Genomic DNA, 25,162 nt, shown 5'->3' with positions numbered 1-25,162 from the left:
ACTTTACGCTTTTGGCTAAACTGACAAAAGGAAATCAAATGAATATCATTACCCCAGAACATAATGGTACCGGTCTGCATATCGGCATTGTACAGGCACGTTTTACTAATCCGATTGGCGTAGAACTGGTTAAAGCCTGCACCGATCGTCTGGTTAAACTAGGGGTAAACGATAACGACATCACACTGGCCACAGTTCCCGGTGCATTGGAAGTACCGCTGGTATTACAAAGCATGGCTCGCAGCGGAAAATTTGACGCTTTAGTGGCTATTGGCGTAGTGATTCGTGGTGAAACCTACCATTTCGAACTGGTATCCAATGAAGCTGCCGCAGGCGTATCCCGCATTAGCCTAGAACACCAAATTCCGATAGCCAATGCCATTCTTACCACCGAAAATGATGCACAGGCACTGGCACGCATGTATAACAAGGGAAGCGAAGCTGCGGTGGTGGCCATTGAAATGGCCAATTTGCTTAAAACCAAATATTAATTATTTTCCGAACAAGGACACCTTATACATGTCAATGATCACTCCACGCCGACGTGCCCGTCAGTTTGCGGTACAGGCTCTGTATCAAGCTCAGCTAAACAAAGAAGAATCTGCCGCCATTATTGCCCAGAATATTCGTGACAATGAGTATTTTGCCAAAGCCGACGGCGAATTATTTACTCAGATTTTTTTCGGCGCCTATAACAATCAGCGCGATTATATGAAACGAATCCGCCCACTACTGGACCGACATGAAGACGAGCTGAGTCCAGTGGAGCGTGCTGTATTGTTAATGGCTTGTCATGAACTTTCCGCTATGCCAGAAACACCCCACCCCGTCATTATTAATGAAGCTATAGAAATTACCAAAACCTTTGGCGGAACTGATGGCTACAAATTCATCAATGGGATTCTGGATAAACTTTCTGCCGAACTGAGAACTACATCTTAAAACAAATTTTATTTTTGCAGAATGACAAGCAGACTGACAAACAGTCTGTTTTTTTTTACAAAACGAGCACTGATCATAATTCATAATATTTAACATATATTGCGTAAAATTCATCATATATTTACAATAGTGTATATAATTTTCTTGAGAATTTTTATGCAAAATAAATCTAATATAAAAATTTCAGTTTCGGATTTAGGCATAAGCCAGCAATCCTGTCCTGCCCTGCCAAAAGATAGACTGGAGCTGGCCTCCCCCGCTCTTCGTATGAGCGCCGTAATGATAAATCAGGTAATAACCTCTTTGATTTTTATACCTTTATATATTCTAATGTGTTTATCGATCCCAGATATATCCGATTACGATACAGATAATGCAACAGATATTCATGAGTATCAAAGTCTAGATTTTGTGAGCTGGATAAGCCAGCCTGCCACAAAAATTATTATTGGTTTAACCTTCATTGCGCTGATTGTTTATACTTTATGGCAGGTTTACTGGATGAGCAAATACGGACAATCTATAGGTAAACGCATTCTTAAAATCTGGGTCATCCGAACAAATGGAGAAAATCCTGGCTTTGCCCGTAATGTAATTTTACGTGAATTAATTTATCAAATTCTAGTAATTGTTTTGAGTTTAATCACATTTGGTATCGGATATTTTGTATTTATGTTAGTTCCTGCTATGGTATTTATTAAAAAATGGAACCGACGTACATTTCAGGATTTTATGGCTGGTACCATTGTTGTTTCTACTAGAAATACCGTTAAAGATGAAAGAATCAGAATTACACTCCCTAAATGAGAAGCTGTATTTGTGATTGTATAATTAATGTCGATTAAGTAAAAATTACGCCACACCTATTTCTTATATTGACATACCACTTACATCTAAAAACTTAAGAACAAATACATAGAAATTCATCAACTATTTTGAATATTAATTTTCAAAACGTTGGGAAAACAAATAACAATCTTTAGAATATTTGATTTTAAATGCTTAAATAATAGCATTGAGTTATAAACTTAACCCATCCTTTTCAATAACCAATAGACAATTATTATGCCTAATAACCTCGAAAATTTTTCTTCTAATCTCGTGGATGCTCAGTCTGAAAAAGAAACAGAAGTTGAGCTGGCTAGTCCGTGGAACAGAATTGCCGCCTACATCATTAATACTCTGTTGACATCGATAGTTGTAACGCCAGGAATAATCATCCTTATCATAGAAATGATTCGATCAAAATCTATAGGTTATAATCTGATAGGTCCTGTATTATGCATAATGATACCGCTAACCATTTATGGAATTTGGCAAATTATATTAATGAGTAAAACAGGTCAATCGTTAGGCAAGCGGTTGATGAATATTAAAGTTATTGGCATGGATGGACGAAATCCTGGATTTATCGGTACAGTTTTACTCCGTGAAATGGTTTTTAATATGATTGTCACTATTGTTTCGTTAATATTAACGTTTATTTTTGTGGGTCTCTTGAATTTTCCTGAGACTTTAACCAGTAATTTTTTTGAATATCTGACACCATTTATTCTACTAGTGATGCTGTTTAGAAAAAAAACCCTCCATCGTACACTTCAGGATTATTTAGCCCGCACAATAGTAATCAAAGTTAATAACTAAACATAGTATGTATTAATTAACTAAATATTTTTATATATAAAATTATTTTTTAAAACAACATAGACTGTTTTAAACTATGATGACAAGCATTAGTGAGTCAGTTAACCAAATCAGATAGAGCAGCGGTATAAGTAAGCTGCTCTATCAACTCACAGATAATCAATCTAGAAAACAACTTTATTCATATCATGCTTTGCTTTCACTCACCTTATTATATAAATTTAAATAATTAATCAAATTATGTTGTAAATACAATAATTATTAAATACATTTAGACAAATCAAGAAAATTAGTTAAAAACAATTTTTTTCATAATTATTTTGCAATGCCAGAGCAGAGAATCTGTTATATTTTATAAGAATCGTTTGCTTCCACAATATATATTGCTAAATAAAATTTTGTAGTTATATATATATTTTAATAATATGCGCTCATTAATATCAGTTAATAATATATTACTATGAAATAATAAGATACTAAGTTCAGCACCATTTGGAACTATTTCTAAAATAATTGTTTATTCTAGGTTTTAAAATATATCGAGTCGGCTTACCGTTTTATCATCTATTGATTCTTATAAGTATTATCATATTACACATTGTCAGCTGTTTTTGGTTCTTAATCTTATCGATATATATAACTGATAATTTCCAATTTTTTTAATCACAAAATATTCTAATGAACCATTTCAGCAATGGAATCTGAAATTGAAGTTGAGCTTGCTTTACCTAAGAAACGAACTATAGTGATTATCATTAACTGGCTATTTTATATCTGGGATTATCGCTAAGAACGATTTTATTTTTGATTGTAATGTTCCAAAGCAAAATGGCTTAAAAATATTGCTATCATATTAGGTGTTTTTCCTTTATTAATCTATTTTGTTGGCCAGAGTGTATTTATGAGCACCAAAGCATAATCATTTGGCAAAAACTAATGAGCATAAAAGTAATCGTGATTAACAGAAACAATCCCAGTTTTATAGGTACAGTTTTAATTCGTTCTGTATTGTCTTTTTCGGGCTAATAGTCATTAATCTAACATTAAATTTGATTTTCTATCCAGATATCATTTCTACATTGAATCAACCCAATCTTATTACACTATTTTCATGTCATTTGGATGATAATGCGCTTCATACTGAGAGTTTCCATCGTACGCTTGAAGACTATCTAGCCAAAACAATTGTAACCAGAGCATAGCTTTGAGTTTACAAACATCAACTGCCTGCGTACCATAGCTGGCAGTTGTTTTACATTTACACATAAAAAACAATACAAGGGAATGCATCATGCCACAATACCGTTCACAGACATCCACACACGGGCGAAATATGGCCGGTGCGCGTGCACTATGGCGCGCCACCGGTGTCGCCGATCAAGATTTTGGCAAACCGATTATCGCTATTGCCAACTCCTTTACTCAATTTGTACCAGGCCACGTACATCTACACAATATCGGTCAACTGGTTGCACGTGAAATTGAGCGTTCCGGCGGGATCGCTAAAGAATTTAATACCATTGCCGTAGATGATGGCATCGCCATGGGGCATGAAGGTATGCTTTACAGCCTACCCTCACGCGATTTGATTGCTGATAGCGTTGAATATATGGTTAATGCGCATTGCGCAGATGCCTTAGTGTGCATATCCAATTGTGACAAAATCACCCCGGGCATGCTGATGGCGTCAATGCGTCTCAATATTCCAACTATATTTGTTTCCGGTGGCCCTATGGAAGCCGGTAAAATTATCGCCACTACAGACGGCCAGCAGCACACACGCAAACTGGATCTGATTGATGCCATGATTGAGGCCGGTAACGACAAAATAAGCGATGAAACCGTTGCCAAAGTGGAACGTAGTGCCTGTCCAACCTGTGGTTCGTGTTCGGGCATGTTTACCGCTAATTCTATGAATTGCCTGACAGAGGCACTAGGCTTATCTTTACCCGGTAATGGCTCACTATTGGCCACTCATAGTCTACGCAAAGAGTTGTTCCTTGAGGCCGGCCGACGAATTGTTGAGCTTGCCAAACGCTATTATGAACAAGATGATAGCAGTGTGCTGCCACGAAGTATTGCAACAAAGGCTGCGTTCAATAATGCCATGAGTCTGGATATTGCCATGGGAGGTTCTACCAATACGGTATTACACCTACTTGCTGCTGCGACTGAAGCTGGTGTGAATTTTAAAATGGCAGATATTGATCAGTTGAGCCGGCATGTACCCTGTCTGTGCAAGGTGGCTCCGGCTACACAAAAATATCATATGGAAGATGTTCATCGCGCCGGAGGTGTGATGGCTATTCTGTCCCAGCTAAATCGTGCCGGCTTGCTGGATACCAGTGTACACACTGTACATATGCCTACATTGGCCGAAGCCATCGCACATTGGGACATCAGCAATCCAGCCAATACTGATGCCCGTCACCGTTATCAGGCGGCTCCGGGCGGTGTACGCTCTACTGAGGCTTTTTCACAAAGCTGCATCTGGCCTGAGCTTGATTTAGATCGCAAAAACGGTTGTATTCGTGATAAAGAGCATGCCTACTCTCAGGATGGCGGTTTGGCGGTGTTGTTTGGTAATCTGGCTGAACGTGGTTGTGTAGTAAAAACCGCCGGTGTCGACGATAGCATTCTGAAATTCACTGGCCGTGCCCGTGTATTTGAAAGTCAGGATGAGGCTGTTGAAGCGATCCTAGGTAATCAGATTGTGGCTGGCGATGTTGTCGTTATTCGTTATGAAGGTCCCAAAGGGGGGCCCGGTATGCAGGAAATGCTCTACCCGACCAGTTACCTGAAATCCAAAGGTCTGGGCAAAGCCTGTGCTCTACTCACCGACGGCCGTTTTTCCGGTGGTACATCCGGTTTGTCTATCGGACATGCTTCTCCTGAAGCAGCCGAAGGTGGCAATATTGGGCTGGTGCATGAGGGCGATATCATTGAAATTGACATTCCGCAGCGACGCATACATTTGGCAGTCACCGATGCAGAATTAGCGCAGCGTCGAGCAGAAATGGAAAGCCGTGGTGCTCGTGCATGGAAACCGGTAAACCGTCAACGCCATGTTTCCGTTGCATTGCGCGCTTATGCCGCCATGACTACAAGTGCCGATACTGGTGCTGTACGTGATGTATCTCAAGTAGAAAGACAAGATTAATTAGTCTAAACATTACCCGTTTTGCAGCGAAATTGAAACTCGATCTGTAAAACGGGTATTTTTTATACTTAATATAACTCTATTTCTGGTTTTGCTCATAAAAAATTATTTGGCAGCCAAAGTTTCTTAATTATTACATCTACATGGTATCAGCAGGAATAGCATGATGCGTGTAATCGTGTTATGTTAACAAGGATATTTCTTGTTTCTTAACTGTCTGACCATGTCTACAGCAGATTTTCCTTTCCCCGTCAGTACCGCCACACAGGCTAAACTGGCCAAGCTCAATATCAATAATATCTGGGATCTGGCTCTGCATCTGCCTTTACGCTATGAGGATGAAACTCATATTACCCCAATTGCCGATGCTCGTGCCGGTATTCCTGTACAGATTGAAGCCACGGTCATTCATCAACAAATCCAGTTTCGTCCCCGTAAACAGTTAATCGTACAAGTACAAGATTTATCCGGACATGTTCTGTATCTGCGATTTATTCACTTTTACCCCAGTCAGCAAAAGCAACTAGCAGAAGGTAAAGTGATTCGGGCGTTAGGAGAAATCAGACACGGTTTTTTTGGTGATGAAATGGTGCATCCAAAAATCCGCACTGATATTGAGCAAGGACTATCAGAAAGTCTAACTCCTGTTTATCCCACGGTTAATGGCCTGAATCAACCTGCATTGCGGCGGCTGATTCAGGCCGCACTGAAACATCTGCCTGACGACGATACATTACCTGATGAATTATTGCAGCAATTGCACTTACCACCATTATTACAGAGTTTGAAATTTCTGCACTCTCCTCCACCAGAATACTCAATACAGGATTTACATCAAGGCACCTTACCTGCCTGGCAACGATTGAAATTTGATGAGTTACTGGCACAGCAACTATCGATGCGGCTGGCACGCCAGCAACGATTAAAAGGACATGCTGCAGCTTTATCTGGTAATGGACACATCAGCAAGCTTCTACAGACAAATTTAGGTTTTGCTTTAACCAGTGCCCAGCAACGTGCTATTAATGAAATCAAAACCGATCTGGCACAAACACATCCAATGCATCGTCTATTACAGGGAGATGTAGGCAGTGGTAAAACCATTGTATGTGCACTGGCCGCTGCTATTGCGGTGGAAGCAGGTTTTCAGGTTGCAATAATGGCGCCCACGGAAATTTTGGCAGAACAACATTATCTGAAATTTCAACAATGGTTTGCCTCTCAAGGCATAACAGTGGGCTGGCTCTCGGGCAGTGTGCGCAAAAAAGCTAGAGAAAAAATCAAAACAGAGCTGGCAAATGGAACAATGCAACTCGCTGTAGGTACACATGCCTTGTTTCAGGAAGATATTTCGTTTCATAATTTGGGTTTAGTCATTGTTGATGAACAGCACCGCTTTGGCGTAGCTCAACGTTTAGCACTGAAAAATAAGGGCAGTGATGTACATCAGTTGATGATGTCTGCTACACCGATACCACGCACATTAGCCATGAGCTTCTTTGCTGATCTAGACGTCTCAGTTATTGATGAATTACCACCGGGACGCACCCCTATAGTGACCCGACTGGTCAATAGTACGCGTCGGCAAGAAGTTGAAAAACTGGTACAACATACCTGCATTCAGGGTCGGCAAGTGTACTGGGTGTGCCCGTTAATTGAAGAGTCTGAAACATTACAGTTACAGACGGCAGTTGATACCGTTGCCCAGTTACAATTGGCACTACCCCAGCTAAACATTGGCCTGATACATGGGCGCATGAAATCGATGGAAAAAGCAGAAGTGATGGCCGCATTTGCGGCTGGCACGATACAGGTGCTGGTGGCTACAACTGTCATTGAAGTGGGTGTAGATGTCCCAAATGCCAGCTTGATGGTCATTGAACATGCAGAACGGATGGGGCTAGCGCAGCTGCATCAGCTACGTGGTCGTGTGGGTCGTGGTTCTGCGGCCAGTCGCTGTGTTTTATTGTTTAGTGAACCGTTGAGCGATTTGGCAAAAGCCCGTTTGAAAGTGATTTATGAAAATACCGATGGATTTGAGATTGCTCGGCAGGATTTGAATATCCGTGGACCGGGAGAGTTTCTTGGCGCGCGTCAAAGCGGTGTACCAATGCTGCGTTTTGCAAACTTGGAAGAGGACTTGCCCTTACTAGAAAAAGCCCGCAATTTGACACCACTGCTGATTAATCAGCAACCACAAGTGGTCAGAAAGCATTTACAGCGCTGGCTGGCGCAACGAGCTGCTTATCTTGGCGTATAAAGGATGATGGTTACCGGATTCAAAATTTACTTACACTTTACTTGCACACAATTTTTAGAAAAATCGATCCCTTTTTAAGTTTTTCTTCATTTATAAGTTCAAAATCACGCTCAAGATTTATCTGTGCATTCTCTAGCTTATTTTATCTAACGATGTCTGAATAAATTGTTTAGGATTATTGAATATAATTATAATGATTTCATTATTTATCAATATATTAATATCATTTGTATTTATATATTTTTTAAAATTATTTCTTTTTTTATGCCATCTTATACTTGAATGATATTTGGGAGCGCAAACCAGCAACTATCATCGGCTAAGACAAAATCCGAAACTGATTTCAAGTGGCCGTTATTCAAAAGTAATTGCCTCACAAGTATTGCTGATAAACATATATTTCAACTTAGCAGATGTATAACTTACTTATAATATGCAGTTATGATTTCAGCCTGACTCTATGACAATCATGAATTATTCAATATTTCAAGTATTTATCTCAAATGCGTCATTGTTTCTGTATTTTAGTACCTACGAATAGTCAAATTATTCTTTTTTCTAATTCAGAAAAATAAAAAAACCTGTTTGAACAATCAAACAGGTTTTTAAAATCTGGCACGCCCACGGGGAATCGAACCCCGGTTACCGCCGTGAAAGGGCGATGTCCTAACCGCTAGACGATGGGCGCGTTAGCTTAATGGTGCACCCGGAGCGATTCGAACGCCCGACCCTCTGGTTCGTAGCCAGATACTCTATCCAACTGAGCTACGGGTGCACTGCTTTCGAACTCGTTTACGAGTCACCGAAAATCAAGAAGCGCGATAATACGCAATAATTTGCTTCTTGGCAAGAAAAAAACCGCACAAAATTAAAAATAATATTTATACACATGATTTAAATAATTATTTATCCATTTAATCAGTGCTAATAATTACAACATGCCAATACCCGACACTTCGCGTGCCAGCTTCGCTGCTGTGTTATCCGTCATCCCGCCAACAAAATCCAGCACTTTCATATAAGCCTGATACAAATTATCGTCACGAGTTAGTTTCTGCTCTTTCAATAATGACAAAGCCAGCTCCTGCCGCTTGCTCATTTTGTCGGTTTTAATAAAGTCATGTACTGCTGGTACCAGCAGACCCAATATCGAACCAAGACAGGGAAAAGTAGCGATTTCGGTAATTAATTTGCTCTGATGACGAAATATGCGTTTACATGCCAAATCCTTAGCAGCATTAAGCGCATCACTAACATCAGGACTTGCCAATTCAATAAGATCTTTACCGCGAAATTCGCCGTTTAATAAATCTCCATGATACTTGATAAAGGTATGCGCGATATCATCTACAGCACGGCCAATGGCGATACCACGCAATCGTGCACAGTGTGCCTGACTAGTGTCTGAATGCAAGTTATATTCCTGATTGATCAGTCTAGATAAAATTTGCTCAACTTCTTTAACCTGCAATAGTTCCAGTTCGACTGCATCTTCTAAATCGAGTAATGCATAGCAAATATCATCAGCCGCTTCCATCAGATAGGATAAAGGATGCCGTACCCATTGATTCTCACCCGCAGTAAGCAAGCCTAGCTGTTTTGCTACGCAGCGAATAAAAGGCAGTTCAGTCTGATAAATATTGAATTTATTTCGCCCTTTTTGTGCTGAACTTGTCCATGGATATTTCATTAAAGCGCCGATAACCGACGCTGTGAGCCTCATTCCGCCATCATTCTGATACATTTCCAGACTAGCTACCAGACGCAGGCTATGTGCATTACCTTCGTAAGTTTCAATATCATTGCGTTCAACGGCACTGAGTTTATGTAAATAATGGGCATGTTGCGGATCACGGAACCATTCACGCAAAGCCTCTTCACCAGTATGGCCAAATGGCGGATTGCCAAAATCATGTGCTAAACAAGCCACCTGTACAATGGCTCCGATATCAGCTGGGTGACTGTCTGGTGGTAAAAAATCACCTTTTGCAAGCATTACGCCGACTCGATTCCCCAGACTACGTCCCACACTAGCCACTTCTACACTATGAGTCAGGCGATTGTGTGTGTGGTCATGTAAAGCAAATGGATGCACCTGTGTTTTACGTGCTAGCCGGCGAAAACCACTGGAAAACACCACACGGTCATAGTCTATATGAAAATCTGTACGTAGAGCTTCTGCACCTTCTTCACTGGACGCGGTTACGGTAGGGACGATACTGCCATTGTTCGGTTTAAAACGCTGGGTACTTAACAGTTGTTTCCAGTTCATCCTGTATCGAGATGTTGTATTCATATTTTGGCAGTTGATAAGCTGAATGCACCCTGATTTTTTCAGTCTAATATCATCTTTCTCAGGCATTCAACCTTGTTTCAACTCTTTTATTCCTTCGTTATTATGCTGCCTCAATGATAACATGCTGCAATCGGCATCGGAATCAGAATTGATTTTTCCATTCGCGTAAGCAGGTAAAAACAGCCAGCGGCTGATTAGCATTTTGTCGCGGCAAACCATGTTGTATTGCAGCGGCGATTACCTGTGGCTGGCTGATACGTAAAAAAGGATTGATAGCGCGTTCATGAGCTAATGTAACCGGCAGAGTTGGCAGCGTTTCAGCTTGTATTGAGGCTTTCTGGATTGCCACATTATCCGGCTCAACTGCATGTGCAAATCTTAGATTGGCCGCAGTATATTCATGTGCTGGATATAACAATGTATCAGGTGAAAGACTGTTTAGACGTTGCAAACTGGCAAACATTTTGGCCATGGCTCCGGGAAGCACCCGCCCGCAACCTGCACTGAAGAGTGTATCACCACAAAACACATGTTGCCGGCTCTCGTCATCGGTGAGTATATAAGCCAGATGATCTTCTGTGTGCCCAGGTATGTGCCATACGGATACCTGTTGTCCGAAAGCTGCAAACCGGCTCCCTTCTGTAACTGGCCAGTTTACCGCCCCCCATCTACCCGACCCAGTAACCACACACTGTGGAAACTGCTGTAACAAAGCAGAAACCCCGTCGACATGGTCATAATGTGTATGGGTCAGCCAGATGGTATTTAGAGTTATCTCATGCTCAACCAGATAATCAATAACACCTTGCGCTTCTCCAGGGTCGACCACAACAGCCTGCTTTTCCTGATGTAACAGCCAGATATAATTATCAGTTAAAACGGATATCGGAAGAATCTGCATCACAGCCCACTCCAACTTTAGCAATACAATAACCAATATTGCAACGCAATCAATGTTTTACCATCATGAATCTGATTACTGGCCAACGCTTTACGCACCTCTTCCCTACTGAGTAAAACAGGCTCGATTATCTCATCTTCGTCTGCACTCAGCTTACTATCAGCTTGCACATTTTCAGCAAGATAAAGATACATTTTTTCATCACCAAAGCCTGGAACGGTGTAAAAAGTGTGAATGAGTTTAACTTCTGTGGCTGTATAAGGGGTTTCTTCAGCCAATTCACGCACAGCAGCGTGAGCCGGATCTTCATTTTTTCCATCCAGCTTACCAGCGGGAATTTCAAGTAAGGCTTCCCCTACCGGATAACGCCATTGACGCACCAATACTACTTTTTGTTCTGATGTTACCGCCAACACTGCAGCTGCACCTGGATGCTGCACCACTATCCGTTGCGCCTGATTACCATTGGGCAGACAAACAGTATCTTCAAATACATTGATAAAGGTACCATGATAAACTTCTTCACTGCTGATTTTAGTTTCGGTTAGATTCATAAAAATAAATTTTTTAGTGTAGTTGAGAACCTTAGCGTAGCCATTTCAACTGTAGTTGACAATATTAGTGGCGCTGCTTTAGCGTAAAATAATTGAATCTGTATCCTGTTTCGGTAGTTTGTTTATGTATCGGTCTATATTTGCGATTGCTGGTGGTGCAGCACTGGGTGCTGTTGTACGTTGGTTATTAAGTATCAGTCTAAACACCATTCATTCCACTCTACCCTATGGCACCTTAGCTGCAAACTGGATTGGCGCTTATTTGATCGGGTTGTCAAGTGGTCTGTTTCTACATTTCGTTAATATAGCCCCTGAATGGCGCTTGTTCGTTATTACAGGATTTCTGGGCGGATTAACCACGTTTTCAACCTTTTCCATGGAATCAGTACAATTACTTCAGTCCCACCGCTATGTACTTGCGCTCACCCATATGCTTTTACATACAGGCGGTTCTCTGCTGCTCACCATATTCGGCTTGTTTTGCATACAGTGGTGGCTAAAATTCGTCTGAAAAATACTATAAATAAGTCATATCAAAGTACTGCCAATAAAAAAACAGCATTGATATGCTGTTGATTCTCTTCTTGCTTCTTCTCAACCGTCTATCGGTCTGAGAGGGGTGTCCAAAATCAGCTGATACAAAGCCGCATCCAGCCAGTGGCCAAATTTAAATCCTATCTGTGGTAGCGTGCCTACATGAGTGAAACCCAGCTGTTCATGCAGGGCGATGCTGCCACTATTAGCCGCATCAATCACCCCCATAAGAATATGCATATCAGCCTTGCGTGCACGTTCAATCAGTTCCTGCATCAGCATGCGCGCCAGTCCCTGTCGACGGCAGTCATCACGCACATAAACACTGTGTTCTACGGTATATTTATTTGCTGGATAATCTCTGAATGCACCCCATGAAGCAAAAGCCAGCAGATCACCTTGCTCGTTCACTGCACCGATTACAGGACAGTTACACGCACGTTTGGCGGCAAACCAGCCATGCATAAATGCCAGTGTACGCGGTTCATAATCATATAGAGCCGTAGAAGAAGCAATCGTATGATTAAAAAGTGCCAAAATGGCTTCTGCGTGCACCTGCTCATTACAATCAACCAGTTTTACCGCAGAATTTTTGCTTGTACTCATCATTATCTCCCATATAAAAAAACTGCCTGTGTAAACAGGCAGTCAATATAAATCAAACCAGACCTTTCTTGGCCAGATAACCTTCATAATCACCCAGATAATATTCAAAGCCACCTTCACCATCTAGCTCAATAATCTGCGTTGCAAGACTGGAAACAAACTGACGATCATGGGATACAAACACCAATGTACCTGGAAATTTTTCCAGTGCCATATTTAGCGCTTCGATGCTTTCCATATCCATATGGTTGGTCGGTTCATCCATAACCAGCACATTTGGTTCTTGTAAAATCAGCTTACCATACAGCATGCGGCCTTTTTCACCACCAGACAGCACCTGTACTTGTTTACCGACTTCATTGCTGCCAAACAACAGCCTCCCGAGAGTGCCACGGATAACCTGTTCATCATCACCTTCTTTACCCCATTGGCGCATCCACTCTGTTAACGTCATCGGTACGTCAAAATCATTTTCATGATCCTGTGGGTAATAGCCAACCTGAGCTTTTTCCGCCCATTTCACACTACCACTATCCGCTTTAATACCTTCGTTATAAGCTTCATCATAAGCTCCTGCCAAGAGTTTCAGCAAAGTGGATTTACCGGCACCATTTGGGCCGATAATTGCCAGCCGTTCCCCCGCATCCAGCATAAGACTCAGCTTTTTGAACAATTGGCGGTCAAATCGTTTAGATAAATCCTGCACTTCCAATGCCTGCCGGTGCAATTTTTTCTTATCATCAAAATTAAAACGGATAAACGGACTCTGACGGCTGGATGGCTTGACTTCCACCATATCGGCCTTAATTTTATCTGCCAGCTTGGCGCGACTGGTAGCCTGCCGTGCTTTAGATTTATTAGCCGAAAAGCGAGCTACAAACTCCTGCAGCTCCTGCAATTTTTCCTTGGCTTTGGCATTGTCTTTCAGTGTACGTTCGCGTGCCTGCGTAGAAGCCAGCATATAATCATCATAATTACCTGGATACAGCGTAATGCCACCATAATCCACATCAGCCATGTACGTACACACTTCATTTAAAAAGTGGCGGTCGTGCGAAATGATAATCATGGTAGATTCATAACTATTCAATACACCTTCCAACCAGCGGATGGTATTGATATCCAGATTATTGGTGGGCTCATCCAGCAGCAGCACATCCGGTTTGGAAAACAATGCCTGCGCTAACAACACGCGCAGCTTAAAGCCCGGCGCCACTTCACTCATGCTAGCATTATGCAAATGCTCATCTATACCAACACCGGCAAGCAATTCAGCAGCTCGGGCTTCCGCCGTATAACCGTCGTATTCTGCAAATTTGGCTTCCAAATCTGCCGCGCGCATATAATCATCTTCAGTTGCATCCGGATTGGCATAGATAGCATCACGCTCTGTCATCGCGGCCCACATTTCAGTGTGCCCCATTAAGACCACATCAAGCACACGCATATCTTCATAAGCAAACTGATCCTGCCGCAGTTTACCCAGACGGAGCCCCTGATCTATGGCTACTTCACCACTTGTAGGCTCCAGATCGCCACCCAGAATTTTCATAAAAGTTGATTTACCTGAGCCGTTGGCACCAATCAAACCATAGCGATGGCCGCCACCGAACTTCACCGATACATTCTCAAACAATGGCTTAGCGCCAAACTGCATCGTAATATTATTGGTACTAATCACAGGAATGCTTCCTTTAAAATCCTGACAAAATAGACTGATTTTAGCACAGGCTTAGGCCGAAATTCCGCAAACCGTATTCCGACATTTACAATAAAGGCATTAAAGTGTAAAAACCACTTTTATTTACCACTGATGCATACTGTCATGACCCGATTAAGCCCCAGAATGATTGCTTTATTATTGCTCTGCGGAGCCATTGCTGGTGTGGCAGGTATGTCCTTAATCGGACTGCTGCATATGATTCAGCAACTTGTCTATGGCATCAGGCGTATTGACGGCATCACTTTTCGAGACATGGTAGAACAAACCAGTGCTATGCATCGTCTGCTGGCTGTGTCTGGCTGCGGCATAATTGGTGGCATTGGCTGGTTTCTGCTGCACCATTTTGGTGCCAAACTAGTAAATATCAAACAGGCCATCAGTACCAGCACCACCCCCATACCGCTAGGTACGAGTGTGATTCATGCGTTGCTACAGATTTTAACAGTGGGTATGGGCTCACCCCTCGGGCGGGAAACCGCTCCACGTGAAATTAGTTCTGCTCTGGCGGATTGCATCAGCCGTCGATTGCAAATCAGCGCCGAGGAACGGAAAATTCTCTTAGCCTGTAGTGCGGCAGCAGGTCTGGCAGCGGTGTTTGATGTACCACTAGCCGGTGCCCTGTTTGCTCTAGAAACGCTACTTTTCAGCTTTCAACGCCAATGCGTGATTGCTGCCTTAATTTGCTGCACAACTGCGGCATGGGTAGCACGGTTGGGTTTAGGCAGTTCAACTTCCTATCAGCTACCGACACTTACTCTTAATAGTACATTATTAGTTTGGGCGTTATTACTCGGCCCTATTATCACCGCCGGTTCTTGGCTGTTACAACAGCAATTAGCTTACTGTAAACCCGCAAACCGCAGCACACCGCGCCTAATTTTTATCAGTGTTGCCGCTTTCGTACTAATAGGTGTACTGGCAATGTGGCTGCCGGAAATACTGGGCAACGGGAAAGCAGGTAATGAATTATTATTTAATGACAGCATTAGTTGGCAATATGCAGCAGCTCTGCTTATTGGCAAGTGGCTTGCCTTGTTACTGGCTACACGAGCCGGTGCTTATGGCGGTTTTATTACACCCTCAATGATGATTGGTGGCCTTGTTGCCTTACTTGCGGCTACCGCATGGAATAGTATATTGCCTCCTGTGCCCTTGATAGCAGCCGTAGTAGTTGGAGCAACAGTTTTTCTGGCAGTACAGCAAAAAATGCCTCTGACCGCAATATTATTTGTAATAGAAATAACCAATATCACACCTGATATTATTATGCCAGTCAGCTTGTGTCTGCTGACTGCTCTTCCAGTACAGCAGGCACTAAACAAATAGAAAATCTGCGCCGAATTCCCTCATTTATACTGAGCAAGTTTCACCCTCTGCCAGCCAGTCGTGTATCTGTAAATACTTGGCTAGCTGAGCTTCAGCAGAACCCGTTTCAGGCTCATACTGATATTCGAAACGGGCAGCAGGCGGCATAGACATCAGGATAGATTCCGTACGTCCGCCAGCATTTAAACCAAACTGTGTGCCTCGGTCACAGAGTAGATTAAATTCTATATAACGTCCGCGCCGGTAGAGTTGAAATTGTCGTTCACGCTCGCCATATGATGAATTCTTGCGCCGCGCCACAATTGGCAAATATGCTTGTGTATAGGCTGAGCTCACCGCCTTTATAAAAGCAAAACATTGAGCAAAATCCCAGCGGTTCAAGTCATCAAAAAACAAACCGCCCACCCCCCGCTGCTCTCGCCGGTGTGGCAAATAAAAATAGCGGTCACACCACTGTTTGAATTCCGGATACACTGCTTCTCCAAATGGCTGACAAGCTGCCTGAGCTACCCGATGCCAGTGTAAAACATCTTCTTCAAACGGATAAAACGGTGTTAAATCAAAGCCTCCACCAAACCACCATACAGGACTGGCGTGCTCAGGATAGGCCACAAACAGACGCACATTGGCATGGCTAGTAGGCACATAGGGATTACGCGGATGGACTACCAGTGATACCCCCATAGCTTCATAAGGTGCTCCAGCCAGATGCTGACGTTGCCGTGTAGCAGAAACCGGCATTGCTTTACCCTTTACATGGGAAAAATTTACTCCTGCCTGTTCAAATACTGTCCCGTCTTTTAGAACCCTCGTACAACCAGAGCCTAAAGCTCCAGACCAATTATCTATTACAAAACTGCCCGTTCCATCAGCTCCTGCCAAAGTATCAGCTAAATCGATCTGTAAATTTTTAAAAAAATCTAAAACTTGATTAAATGCATCACCACTCATGAAAAAACCACAAACTTTGATTAATTAATATATGTATAATGTTAATTAATTTACAGCACAAAACAACCACAGCAACAGAATTTTTAAATCTGTGGATTATTGTGTAAGAAAAAGTATTTTACTGCACATTTATCAACCGCAATACATCAGTAAAAATATCAATAAACCGATAAATGTCTGAATTGTGTCTTTGGCACTAAATTTATTACGCACATTATTAAAATAAGGAAATTTCAATGCAACTTTATCTTTACGACCATTGCCCATTTTGCGTCCGTGCGCGGATGATATTTGGAAAAAAAATAGTACCAGTTGAAAATATTTTTCTGCTAAATGATGATGAAAACACACCCATAAAACTCATTGGCAAAAAAATGGTACCCATACTAGTCAAAGATGATGGCAGCGCCATGGGTGAAAGTCTGGATATTGTGCAATACATCGACAATCTTTCAGACAGTACCCCCTTAAGCCCTACTGTCCGACCAGAAATTCAGGGCTGGATCAAAATCGTTGATACTTACCGAAACTTCCTCACCGCGCCACGTTGTACACAGATTAATCTGCCTGAATTTGCCACCCAAAGTGCCATTGATTATTTCGTCAACAAAAAAACTGCCATCTACGGCGATTTTCAACAGCATCTACTAAACAGCCAAACCTACATCGAACGTCTGAATGCCGACTTAATTGCCTTATCACCACTCATTCACAGCGACCGTGGTGCGAATGGAACTTTTGGCATGGAAGACATCCTGTTGTTCCCGATTCTGCGCAATCTTACTATGGTTAAAGGCATTGAATGGACTGCACCTGTATTAGACTACATGCATAGCATGAGCCGCATTACGCGTATTCCGTTGTTTGATGACCGCGCCATCTGAAACAACCTCTCCCAAAAGTGCAGCCGCTAAATTTAGCGGCTGCTTTTTTATTTAAATAATATTTAAAATTATAAACTTATAATGAATTTTATTAACATTATTGTATTGTGGATTTCACAATACTACAATAGATTAAATATTGATAAAGAATTAACATACCTTTAATTTGAATATTTTGAATATAAATTACAGGCATGATATTTAAATGAATATTCAGCCTACTCTATATTTATTCAAAGCATTAATAAGTAATCAACTTTAGAGGAAATACATCATGTCTAAAACCAAAACCGTTTCAGAAATACTTGTTGATGTACTCACCGCAGCAGGAGTAAGCAACTGTTATGGCATCATCGGCGATACTTTGAATTTTGTCGGCAAAGCCATCCAAAAAAGCAGTATAAACTGGGTACATACCCGTCACGAAGAAGCTGCAGCCTTTGCCGCTGGTGCGGAAGCCATGATTACCAACAAGCTTACAGCTTGTGCCGGTTCCTGTGGACCAGGCAGCCTGCATTTGATTAATGGCCTATATGAATCAAATCGAAACAATGCACCTGTGATTGTCATTGCTAGCCAATTAGCCGCTACTTCAATGGGAACTGGCTTTCCGCAAGAAGTTGATTTTCTCAAAGTCTATCAGGATACCAGCGTATTTTGTCAGATGGTAAATCAGCCACAGGAAGCACAACGCATATTTACGCAAGCTGCTCAGGCTGCCATCAATAAACGTGGTGTAGCCGTGGTCATCCTGCCTAGTGACATCAGCAAGATGGAAATAGCCGAACAACCTATACAAATTTGGCATCCACAGCCGGTAACCAGACCAAATGATCAAGAAATCGAAAAACTAGCCGAAGCCATTAATCAGGGTAAAAAAATCACCATCTACGCCGGCTATGGTAGTAAAGATGCTCATGACGAAGTGATTGCTCTGGCAGAAAAACTAAAAGCTCCGGTGGTACACACTTCACGAGCTAAAGACAGCATTGCCTGGGATAACCCTTATCAAGTAGGCATGACGGGTATGTTCGGCACCAAAGCCGGCTATGAAGCAATCAAGGAATGCGATACGCTTTTATTATTAGGCTGTGGCTTTGCATGGTCTGAATACTATCCTGACCACACCAGCATCATTCAAATTGACCATGATGCCACTCAGCTGGGGCTACGTCATCCAATCAATCTAGGACTAGTTGGAGATGTAAAAACCACTTTGCAAACTGTGCTCCCAAAAATTCAAGCAAGAAGCGATAGCAGCTTTTTGGATCACTACACTGCACTATTTGCCAAAATCATGGAGAAATTTCAATCATTTGCCACCCCGGATGATAAACACCCAATACATCCACAGCAATTAGTTGAATTAATTGATAAATATGCAGATGATGATGCTCTGATTACGGCAGATGTCGGTACACCGATGCTCTGGGGTGCCCGCTATCTAAGCATGAACGGTAAACGGCGTTTTCTCACCAGCCTGAAGCATGGCACCATGGCTAACAGCATGCCTCAGGCTTATGGCTTTCAAAAAGCTTTTCCAGGCAGGCAAGTAATTTCTTTATCAGGTGATGGCGGACTAGCCATGCTGATGGGTGATTTACTTACTGCCAAACAAGAAAATCTGCCCATTAAAATTGTCGTTTTTAACAACAGCTCTCTAAACTTCGTTGAGCAGGAACAAAAAGGTGAAGGACTGGTTGAAGTGTATGTAGACCTGAAAAACGGCGACTTCAAGACTATAGCCGAAGGTTGTGGCTTCAGCGCGCAAAGTGTAAGCAAATCTTCCGAGCTGGAAACAGCCGTTCAAAGTTTTCTGGCACACAAAGGACCAGCTTTGCTGGACGTGGTTATCAGCGACAAAGAACTGATTATGCCACCTTCAATCAGCTATGAGAATGTTAAAAACATGGTTTGGTATGGTTCTAAAGCTATTCTCGAAGGCAAAGGTAAAGATGTTATCGACATGATAAAAAATAATATTTAAACCAAAACTAACAAACTTACTGCTCAGCATCCGGTTGAGCAGTAAGTTTTATTATATCGGTCAGATTTTGGTAAACCATATAAAATATCTATCTTAACGAAACTGCTTCTAAATCAGCCTAAGTTTAGAGTTTGGAATTTTCCCAAATACCACATTACTAAATACAAAAAATCAGAAAAAAAATAATATCCAGCCAATATCCCAAAAAATATCATTTAATAGAATAGCGTAAGATATCTGACACACCTTGGCTCAGAATCATCAGCTACCTTATAGCCTAGACTCATTCTCAATCGAGCTTTGCCCTAAATTGGTTTTGAGATTTCTGTTTTAAAAATCATTGCGGCTTACAGAATTCACACAGTCTAATAATACTTTATAATTAAAATGTTAACTTATTATGTTCAATAATAGCTGCTTTTTTTAACAATCCCTTCAAAACAACAGACATCAAAGAATCAACCATCATTTTATTGGCTTCGCATTAAAAAAAGATATTTCATTTTTAACAACACTTTATTAAAAATTTATAATTATTAAAATCAAATAGTTAAACATTAACAACAATTAATTCTTTTCAATTAAAATGATTTAACGTATTGTTATTTCATAGCTTTTAATCAAATTGATTAAAAGCTATCTGTCTGCGGGAATTTTGTACGGACTGTTTCACAGACCACACAGAAAAACTTCAGGCTAGAAATTAATATGATCATTCACAGCTGTAATAAGCTACCCAGCGATTGAGTTAAGCTCAATAGTTGGGTAGTTTTCGTTTAAAAATCGTTTTGAATCCGCATCAATAAAGATATATAAACGGATACACCCGTTTATTCCTATTTATTTAGCTGACGGACAGCTTTTTTCATCTTACGATACCAAACACGCTGCTGTCGCTTGTCTGGCAATCCACCTGCACCATATTGCCAATCAATATATTGCACCAGCAAAGCTGCCAAATCTGCATTAAGGAGATTATGTTCGGCCAAAAGAGCTTGCAGCTCCAGCGGTCCCATTGCCGCTAATTCATCTTCTTCACCTTCTATTACGGTTTGCTTCAGCAAATTAATACCGTCAGTAAGCGGCTGTGACTGCACATCTCCCTGCCGCCGCAACCAAAAAACTAACGGCAATGCCATAATGATGATGACAATAACAATCATCACAACCAGTACCGATACAGGTAAATTTTTCAAATTTAGCCACGTTAGAATTGATTTCTGGCTTCCTGTATCATAGTTGACAACCCATTGCTGCCAGTAAAACTGGCCATTATCCAAATATTTCTGCAATAAAGGATAAGAAGATGTCAAACTGGCACGCTGACCTGCGGGGAGAGCATCCTCAATTCCTTTTTCTATCCGTGAAGCAGCGGCTGCAGTAGTCGGATCCACACGCTGCCATCTGCCCTTTTCCGCAATCCAGATTTCAACCCATGCATGAGCATCCTTACTTCTAATCTGCCAAAATTTCCCTTCAGGATAATATTCACCACCCTGATAGCCAACTACCACTCGTGCAGGCACTCCTACCGCTCTTGCCAGCCACACAGTGGCATCTGCATAATGCTCACAAAATCCTTCCCTACTTTGAAATAAGAAAAAATCTGTACGATTTATAGGTTCATCACTGGATTGAGGAGCGAGTGTGTATTGAAAGTGATTATTACGAAAATAATCCATTATATGACGAATGAATTCTTCACTACCACCAGATTGTCTGGCCAGCTGCTGTGCCAATTGACGAGTTTGCGGATTTAATCCATCCGGCAGCTGAGTGTAATAATTCAGTAATGCCTCATCCATCTGCTGATATAAATATGGCGTCAACTGAGAATACAAATGAATACGACGTAAACCTTCTCTGCTACGATTTACCCGCACCACATTGCCAACACGCCGATTCAAATCTGGCTGACTATCAGCCAATGGTTGATCAAGCGCTGGAATACGGCCATGGTCATCCTGAAGAATCAGCTGGTAACCCAAAAGCCGATTATTGCTTTGCTGAGCCAAATTATCCTTAGACGGCAGTTGCAAAGAGTCTTCATCTGTATATTGTTCTTTTACTGCCCGCCATTCACCATCATAATTTCTACCCATTACCAGTACACGCCAGTAAAGATCGGCTGGTCTGGGTGTAACATCATTATCAAAGGTAGCATTGAAAACCAACGCATTGTCTAAAACTAAATTACTGACACTACCCGCAACCAGCGTATCCGATATACCTGTTGTAGCAGCTGATTGCTGCGGCTGGGGTATTCCCCATAAGGGCTTATCTTTGCGTGGGACAACAAGAAACAGAATCACCGCCAAGGGAAAAGACAGTAACAGAATCAATGCACCCTGACGAATAGCGGCTGATGGCTGAGTAGCAGCGAGTAAACCTAAAGCCGAAATAAGGCAGAATAAAGCCACAATCAGCCAAGGAGCCATCAGTATGCTCTGATTAAACAATAGACCGCCACCCATTAAAATCAACTGAGCCAGAAGCAGAATTTGCCAGTCACGTAAGGTTTCTCCCTCGAAAGCTTTCAGCATAATCATCAGCATCAGCAAGGAAACACTAGCATCACGTCCAATGATGGTGCCCAGTCGAAAATATATCCATACCGTCGAACCCAGCAATAATATTACCAATGCCCATATTGGCAGCTTTTTAATTTTAGTAAAAAGTAAACCCACACGTATCAGCCAGATCAAGGCAAATGCTGCACCAACACTAATAGGTAAATCAAACAACAACGGTAAAGCTATCCAAGCCAGCATCAGCAACAGTATTAACTGCGTGCGCTTAGGGGGAGATTTACGTAAAAATACCGGATCAGCTAGCCACATTACCATCTACCCAGAGCATTCAGACATTGTGTTCGTTGTGCAGTCGCTGATTCATAGCGCTGCCGCGGTAATTCGAGAATATACTTTTCACCACGGGCATCTGCGGCCAATACTCTAAAGCACATCTTACTGGCCATCTGTTCTACACTGGTGCCCTGCGGATAATCGCGGTAGGAAATCAGCAATGGATCTGCCAGCGGAGCACCTTGTTCAAAATACTTATCCAGTAAATCACCACTTTTAGCATAATGCTTCCATGCAATCTGCCGTGCTGAAATAGCATTCTGGTGTGGAAGTAGATAAGCCGGATCTTGTCCACTCTGACTGATTTGGCTGTTTTGCTCACCACTATTACTTCTTACTGACGAAATAGTATGTTCGATCGGTTCTGGAAAAATAACAATTTCATCTGTAAATTCCCACTGTGTTTTAATCATTATCAGGCCAAACGGAGCCATACTGGCACCGGCTAACATTAGTGTTGGTAAAATGCCGCGCCGTTGTGGTGGTAATGTCCAGACAAAATCAGTATTCTCAGGTGTAATTTTCCACAGCTGCCAGTCCTCTGGAGTACCGCTAATTTCCTGTGCCGTCTGTAACCATAACCAACGTGTTCGTTTACTATTGTCACAGGCACGTAAAGTCAGTACACAATCTTTACCGGCAAAATATTCTGATTGCGGCACAACAGCCAGAATCAGACCACTTAGCTGCCGGAAACTGGCCAGCGCCCCAAATACCAATATCCCAAGCAGCCAAAATACCAGCGCATAAGCTACATTGATCTGATAATTCACCGCCATAATCCACAGCAGAATACAGGCAATAGCCAATCCCCATCCCATGCGTGTCAGATTAAAACGTATATTACGAGCACGCAAAGCTGTATGCCCGTCTATCAACGTGGGAGACGGTGGTTCAGACCACAGCAACATGTTCTAGCATTCCTTTAAGGAGCGTACTGCTTCTAGACTGACTTTGCACTGGTTGCAGGCGATGTGCGCCCACAGACACCCAAACCGCTTTTACATCTTCCGGTACCACATGCGCTCGCCCATGTATCCAAGCATAGGCCTTGGCTGCCTGTACCACTGCCAGACCTGCACGAGGGCTCAGACCAACAGCAAACATGCCCGGAGTCCGTGTAGCTGCCACCAGTCGGTACACATAATCAGCAGCGGCAACAGATAAATTAACTTTAGCTACTTCTGCCTGCCACTGCTGCAATGTTTCCCCATTACAAACGGCTTTTAGGCGTGGTACAAACTGGCGGCGTCCGCCAGAAACATAAAGCTGCTTCTCTTCTTTTTCAGCAGGATAGCCGATACTCAGACACATCAAAAAACGATCAAGCTGCGATTCAGGCAAAGGATAGGTACCGAGCTGTTCAGTCGGATTCTGTGTAGCCACTACCAGAAAGGGCTTAGGCAGTGTATAAGTTTTCCCATCTACAGAAGCCTGCCCTTCTTCCATCGCCTCTAATAAAGCGGATTGCAGCTTGGGTGAAGCACGGTTGATTTCATCGGCCAGTAAAAAGGAATTGAAAACCGGTCCCGGATGAAACACAAATTCGCCACTTTTAGGCTGGAATATACTCACACCAAGCAAATCAGCCGGCAGCATATCGTTGGTGAACTGAACGCGCTGGTATTTCAATCCCAATACAGCAGCCAGTGCATGAGCGAGCGTGGTTTTGCCGACCCCTGGGACATCTTCCAGCAGAATATGCCCGCGAGCTAAAACACAGGTCACAATCTGAATCAGTAATTGTTGTTTACCCAGAATCAGGGCATTAAGCTGTTTGAAAATTGGTTCTAGTTTTGGATTCATGTATTAAAATAGTAGATAAAGGGTATTTGGCAGCAATACTGATAATAGTTACAATGCCTATTCAAAGATAATAAACACATTAAAATTTGTATATTAGATCTTCATGCAAAAAGCATTGATAAAAGTACAAACTGAAAACACAAACTGTATGATTAATAACTAAGTTTAACATTATGTATGCTAAATAGTAAATTAATCAATGCGAATATATTCCACAGCCAGTATCTCAATATTCTCCACCCCATCTGGACCATGCAGGCGTACTTCATCACCTTCATGTGCTTTAAGCAATGTACGTGCCAGCGGCGATACCCATGAAATCTTATTACGACTAGTATCAATCTCGTCGGTACCCACGATGCGTACTGTTTGTTCTATACCATTGCCGCGTAGAATAGTTACCGTTGCACTGAAAAATACCTGATCACTTGCCTCACGTGTTTCTGGGTCAATCACCTGAGCAGCCTCAAGCCGTTTAGTCAAAAACCGAATCCGTCGGTCAATTTCTCGCAACCGGCGTTTACCATACAGATAATCACCATTTTCACTGCGGTCACCATTACCGGCTGCCCAGTTAACCACGTTCACGATTTCCGGCCGTTCCTTGTGTACCAGTTGATAAAGCTCGTCCTGTAAAGCCTGATGACCGGCTGGCGTAATGTAATTGGGCGCAGGTTGCGTCTGCACATCAGACATAATTTGTCTCCATCGTTAACACAAAAAG

Annotated in this window: 21 protein-coding genes and 2 tRNA genes; 10 read left to right on the top strand and 13 right to left on the bottom strand. The window is 42.2% G+C overall.

Going from position 1 to position 25,162, the window contains the following annotated elements:
* Positions 1 to 38 precede the first annotated feature (38 nt).
* The 4 genes from ribH to BHC43_RS06135 all read left to right on the top strand — a co-directional run bounded on the left by ribH (position 39) and on the right by BHC43_RS06135 (position 2,586).
* Positions 39 to 491 (top strand): 6,7-dimethyl-8-ribityllumazine synthase, encoded by a 453-nt coding sequence (gene ribH / locus BHC43_RS06150; protein ID WP_100139918.1) that lies wholly within the window; start codon positions 39 to 41, stop codon positions 489 to 491.
* A 34-nt stretch (positions 492 to 525) separates the two neighbouring features.
* A complete protein-coding gene (nusB, locus tag BHC43_RS06145; protein WP_100152718.1) occupies positions 526 to 942 on the top strand; it encodes a transcription antitermination factor NusB in 417 nt (138 codons plus the stop codon).
* A 156-nt stretch (positions 943 to 1,098) separates the two neighbouring features.
* Complete coding sequence (locus BHC43_RS06140; RefSeq protein WP_100156821.1) at positions 1,099 to 1,749, top strand: RDD family protein; 651 nt, start codon at positions 1,099 to 1,101, stop codon at positions 1,747 to 1,749.
* Positions 1,750 to 2,007: 258 nt separating this feature from the next.
* On the top strand, positions 2,008 to 2,586 hold the full coding sequence (locus BHC43_RS06135; protein ID WP_100139916.1) for an RDD family protein: 579 nt from the start codon (positions 2,008 to 2,010) through the stop codon (positions 2,584 to 2,586).
* A 1,098-nt stretch (positions 2,587 to 3,684) separates the two neighbouring features.
* On the opposite strand, the gene BHC43_RS06130 is transcribed toward BHC43_RS06135, so the two are convergent.
* On the bottom strand, positions 3,685 to 3,879 hold the full coding sequence (locus tag BHC43_RS06130; RefSeq protein ID WP_100156820.1) for a hypothetical protein: 195 nt from the start codon (positions 3,877 to 3,879) through the stop codon (positions 3,685 to 3,687).
* On the opposite strand from BHC43_RS06130, the gene ilvD reads away from it, so the two are divergent.
* On the top strand, positions 3,878 to 5,746 hold the full coding sequence (gene ilvD / locus BHC43_RS06125) for a dihydroxy-acid dehydratase (RefSeq protein WP_100156819.1): 1,869 nt from the start codon (positions 3,878 to 3,880) through the stop codon (positions 5,744 to 5,746). The genes BHC43_RS06130 and ilvD overlap by 2 nt on opposite strands.
* A gap of 223 nt (positions 5,747 to 5,969) precedes the next feature.
* Complete coding sequence (gene recG / locus BHC43_RS06120; protein WP_100156818.1) at positions 5,970 to 8,006, top strand: ATP-dependent DNA helicase RecG; 2,037 nt, start codon at positions 5,970 to 5,972, stop codon at positions 8,004 to 8,006.
* Positions 8,007 to 8,619: 613 nt separating this feature from the next.
* Here recG and BHC43_RS06115 read toward each other — a convergent pair.
* From BHC43_RS06115 to BHC43_RS06095, 5 genes are all read right to left on the bottom strand, one after another.
* Positions 8,620 to 8,694 (bottom strand) — tRNA-Glu (locus BHC43_RS06115).
* Between the two features lie 10 nt (positions 8,695 to 8,704).
* Positions 8,705 to 8,781: transfer RNA gene (locus tag BHC43_RS06110), tRNA-Arg, on the bottom strand.
* Between the two features lie 156 nt (positions 8,782 to 8,937).
* Positions 8,938 to 10,278 (bottom strand): deoxyguanosinetriphosphate triphosphohydrolase, encoded by a 1,341-nt coding sequence (locus tag BHC43_RS06105; protein WP_100156817.1) that lies wholly within the window; start codon positions 10,276 to 10,278, stop codon positions 8,938 to 8,940.
* A 166-nt stretch (positions 10,279 to 10,444) separates the two neighbouring features.
* Positions 10,445 to 11,203, bottom strand: coding sequence for a hydroxyacylglutathione hydrolase (gloB, locus tag BHC43_RS06100; protein WP_100156816.1), 759 nt, complete (start codon positions 11,201 to 11,203; stop codon positions 10,445 to 10,447).
* Positions 11,204 to 11,220: 17 nt separating this feature from the next.
* Positions 11,221 to 11,757, bottom strand: coding sequence for an NUDIX hydrolase (locus BHC43_RS06095; protein ID WP_100152363.1), 537 nt, complete (start codon positions 11,755 to 11,757; stop codon positions 11,221 to 11,223).
* A gap of 124 nt (positions 11,758 to 11,881) precedes the next feature.
* On the opposite strand from BHC43_RS06095, the gene crcB reads away from it, so the two are divergent.
* The gene (gene crcB, locus BHC43_RS06090) at positions 11,882 to 12,268 is read left to right on the top strand and encodes a fluoride efflux transporter CrcB (protein ID WP_100139909.1); all 387 of its coding nucleotides are present in this window, start codon (positions 11,882 to 11,884) and stop codon (positions 12,266 to 12,268) included.
* 83 nt (positions 12,269 to 12,351) lie between these two features.
* On the opposite strand, the gene BHC43_RS06085 is transcribed toward crcB, so the two are convergent.
* Both BHC43_RS06085 and BHC43_RS06080 read right to left on the bottom strand, forming a co-directional pair.
* Complete coding sequence (locus BHC43_RS06085) at positions 12,352 to 12,897, bottom strand: GNAT family N-acetyltransferase (protein WP_100156815.1); 546 nt, start codon at positions 12,895 to 12,897, stop codon at positions 12,352 to 12,354.
* A 52-nt stretch (positions 12,898 to 12,949) separates the two neighbouring features.
* Positions 12,950 to 14,578: an ABC-F family ATPase gene (locus BHC43_RS06080; RefSeq protein ID WP_100152361.1), complete on the bottom strand. Its 1,629-nt coding sequence runs from the start codon at positions 14,576 to 14,578 to the stop codon at positions 12,950 to 12,952.
* 144 nt (positions 14,579 to 14,722) lie between these two features.
* Here BHC43_RS06080 and BHC43_RS06075 point away from each other — a divergent pair, with 144 nt between their 5' ends.
* Positions 14,723 to 15,946, top strand: a complete 1,224-nt coding sequence (locus BHC43_RS06075; protein WP_180297438.1) for a chloride channel protein — start codon at positions 14,723 to 14,725, stop codon at positions 15,944 to 15,946.
* A 24-nt stretch (positions 15,947 to 15,970) separates the two neighbouring features.
* On the opposite strand, the gene hemF is transcribed toward BHC43_RS06075, so the two are convergent.
* Complete coding sequence (gene hemF / locus BHC43_RS06070) at positions 15,971 to 16,897, bottom strand: oxygen-dependent coproporphyrinogen oxidase (protein WP_100156813.1); 927 nt, start codon at positions 16,895 to 16,897, stop codon at positions 15,971 to 15,973.
* 236 nt (positions 16,898 to 17,133) lie between these two features.
* On the opposite strand from hemF, the gene grxB reads away from it, so the two are divergent.
* Together grxB and BHC43_RS06060 are read left to right on the top strand one after the other, a co-directional pair.
* A complete protein-coding gene (grxB, locus tag BHC43_RS06065) occupies positions 17,134 to 17,781 on the top strand; it encodes a glutaredoxin 2 (RefSeq protein ID WP_100156812.1) in 648 nt (215 codons plus the stop codon).
* A 274-nt stretch (positions 17,782 to 18,055) separates the two neighbouring features.
* Positions 18,056 to 19,768: a thiamine pyrophosphate-dependent enzyme gene (locus tag BHC43_RS06060; RefSeq protein ID WP_100156811.1), complete on the top strand. Its 1,713-nt coding sequence runs from the start codon at positions 18,056 to 18,058 to the stop codon at positions 19,766 to 19,768.
* A gap of 836 nt (positions 19,769 to 20,604) precedes the next feature.
* On the opposite strand, the gene BHC43_RS06055 is transcribed toward BHC43_RS06060, so the two are convergent.
* The 4 genes from BHC43_RS06055 to greB form a co-directional block, all read right to left on the bottom strand.
* Positions 20,605 to 22,608 (bottom strand): transglutaminase family protein, encoded by a 2,004-nt coding sequence (locus BHC43_RS06055; RefSeq protein WP_180297437.1) that lies wholly within the window; start codon positions 22,606 to 22,608, stop codon positions 20,605 to 20,607.
* Positions 22,608 to 23,543, bottom strand: coding sequence for a hypothetical protein (locus tag BHC43_RS06050; RefSeq protein ID WP_100156809.1), 936 nt, complete (start codon positions 23,541 to 23,543; stop codon positions 22,608 to 22,610). The genes BHC43_RS06055 and BHC43_RS06050 overlap by 1 nt, the downstream gene beginning before the upstream one ends.
* Entirely contained in the window at positions 23,527 to 24,438 is a 912-nt protein-coding gene (locus BHC43_RS06045) for an AAA family ATPase (protein WP_100152355.1), read from the bottom strand. The genes BHC43_RS06050 and BHC43_RS06045 overlap by 17 nt, the downstream gene beginning before the upstream one ends.
* Positions 24,439 to 24,630: 192 nt before the next feature.
* Positions 24,631 to 25,134, bottom strand: coding sequence for a transcription elongation factor GreB (greB, locus tag BHC43_RS06040; protein WP_100139899.1), 504 nt, complete (start codon positions 25,132 to 25,134; stop codon positions 24,631 to 24,633).
* Positions 25,135 to 25,162: the final 28 nt, after the last annotated feature.

The sequence above is a fragment of the Snodgrassella alvi genome, from assembly GCF_002777855.1.
Classification (GTDB): domain Bacteria; phylum Pseudomonadota; class Gammaproteobacteria; order Burkholderiales; family Neisseriaceae; genus Snodgrassella; species Snodgrassella alvi_E.
Note: the sequence above shows the minus strand (reverse complement) of the source record. Positions and strands in the feature narration are given on the sequence as shown.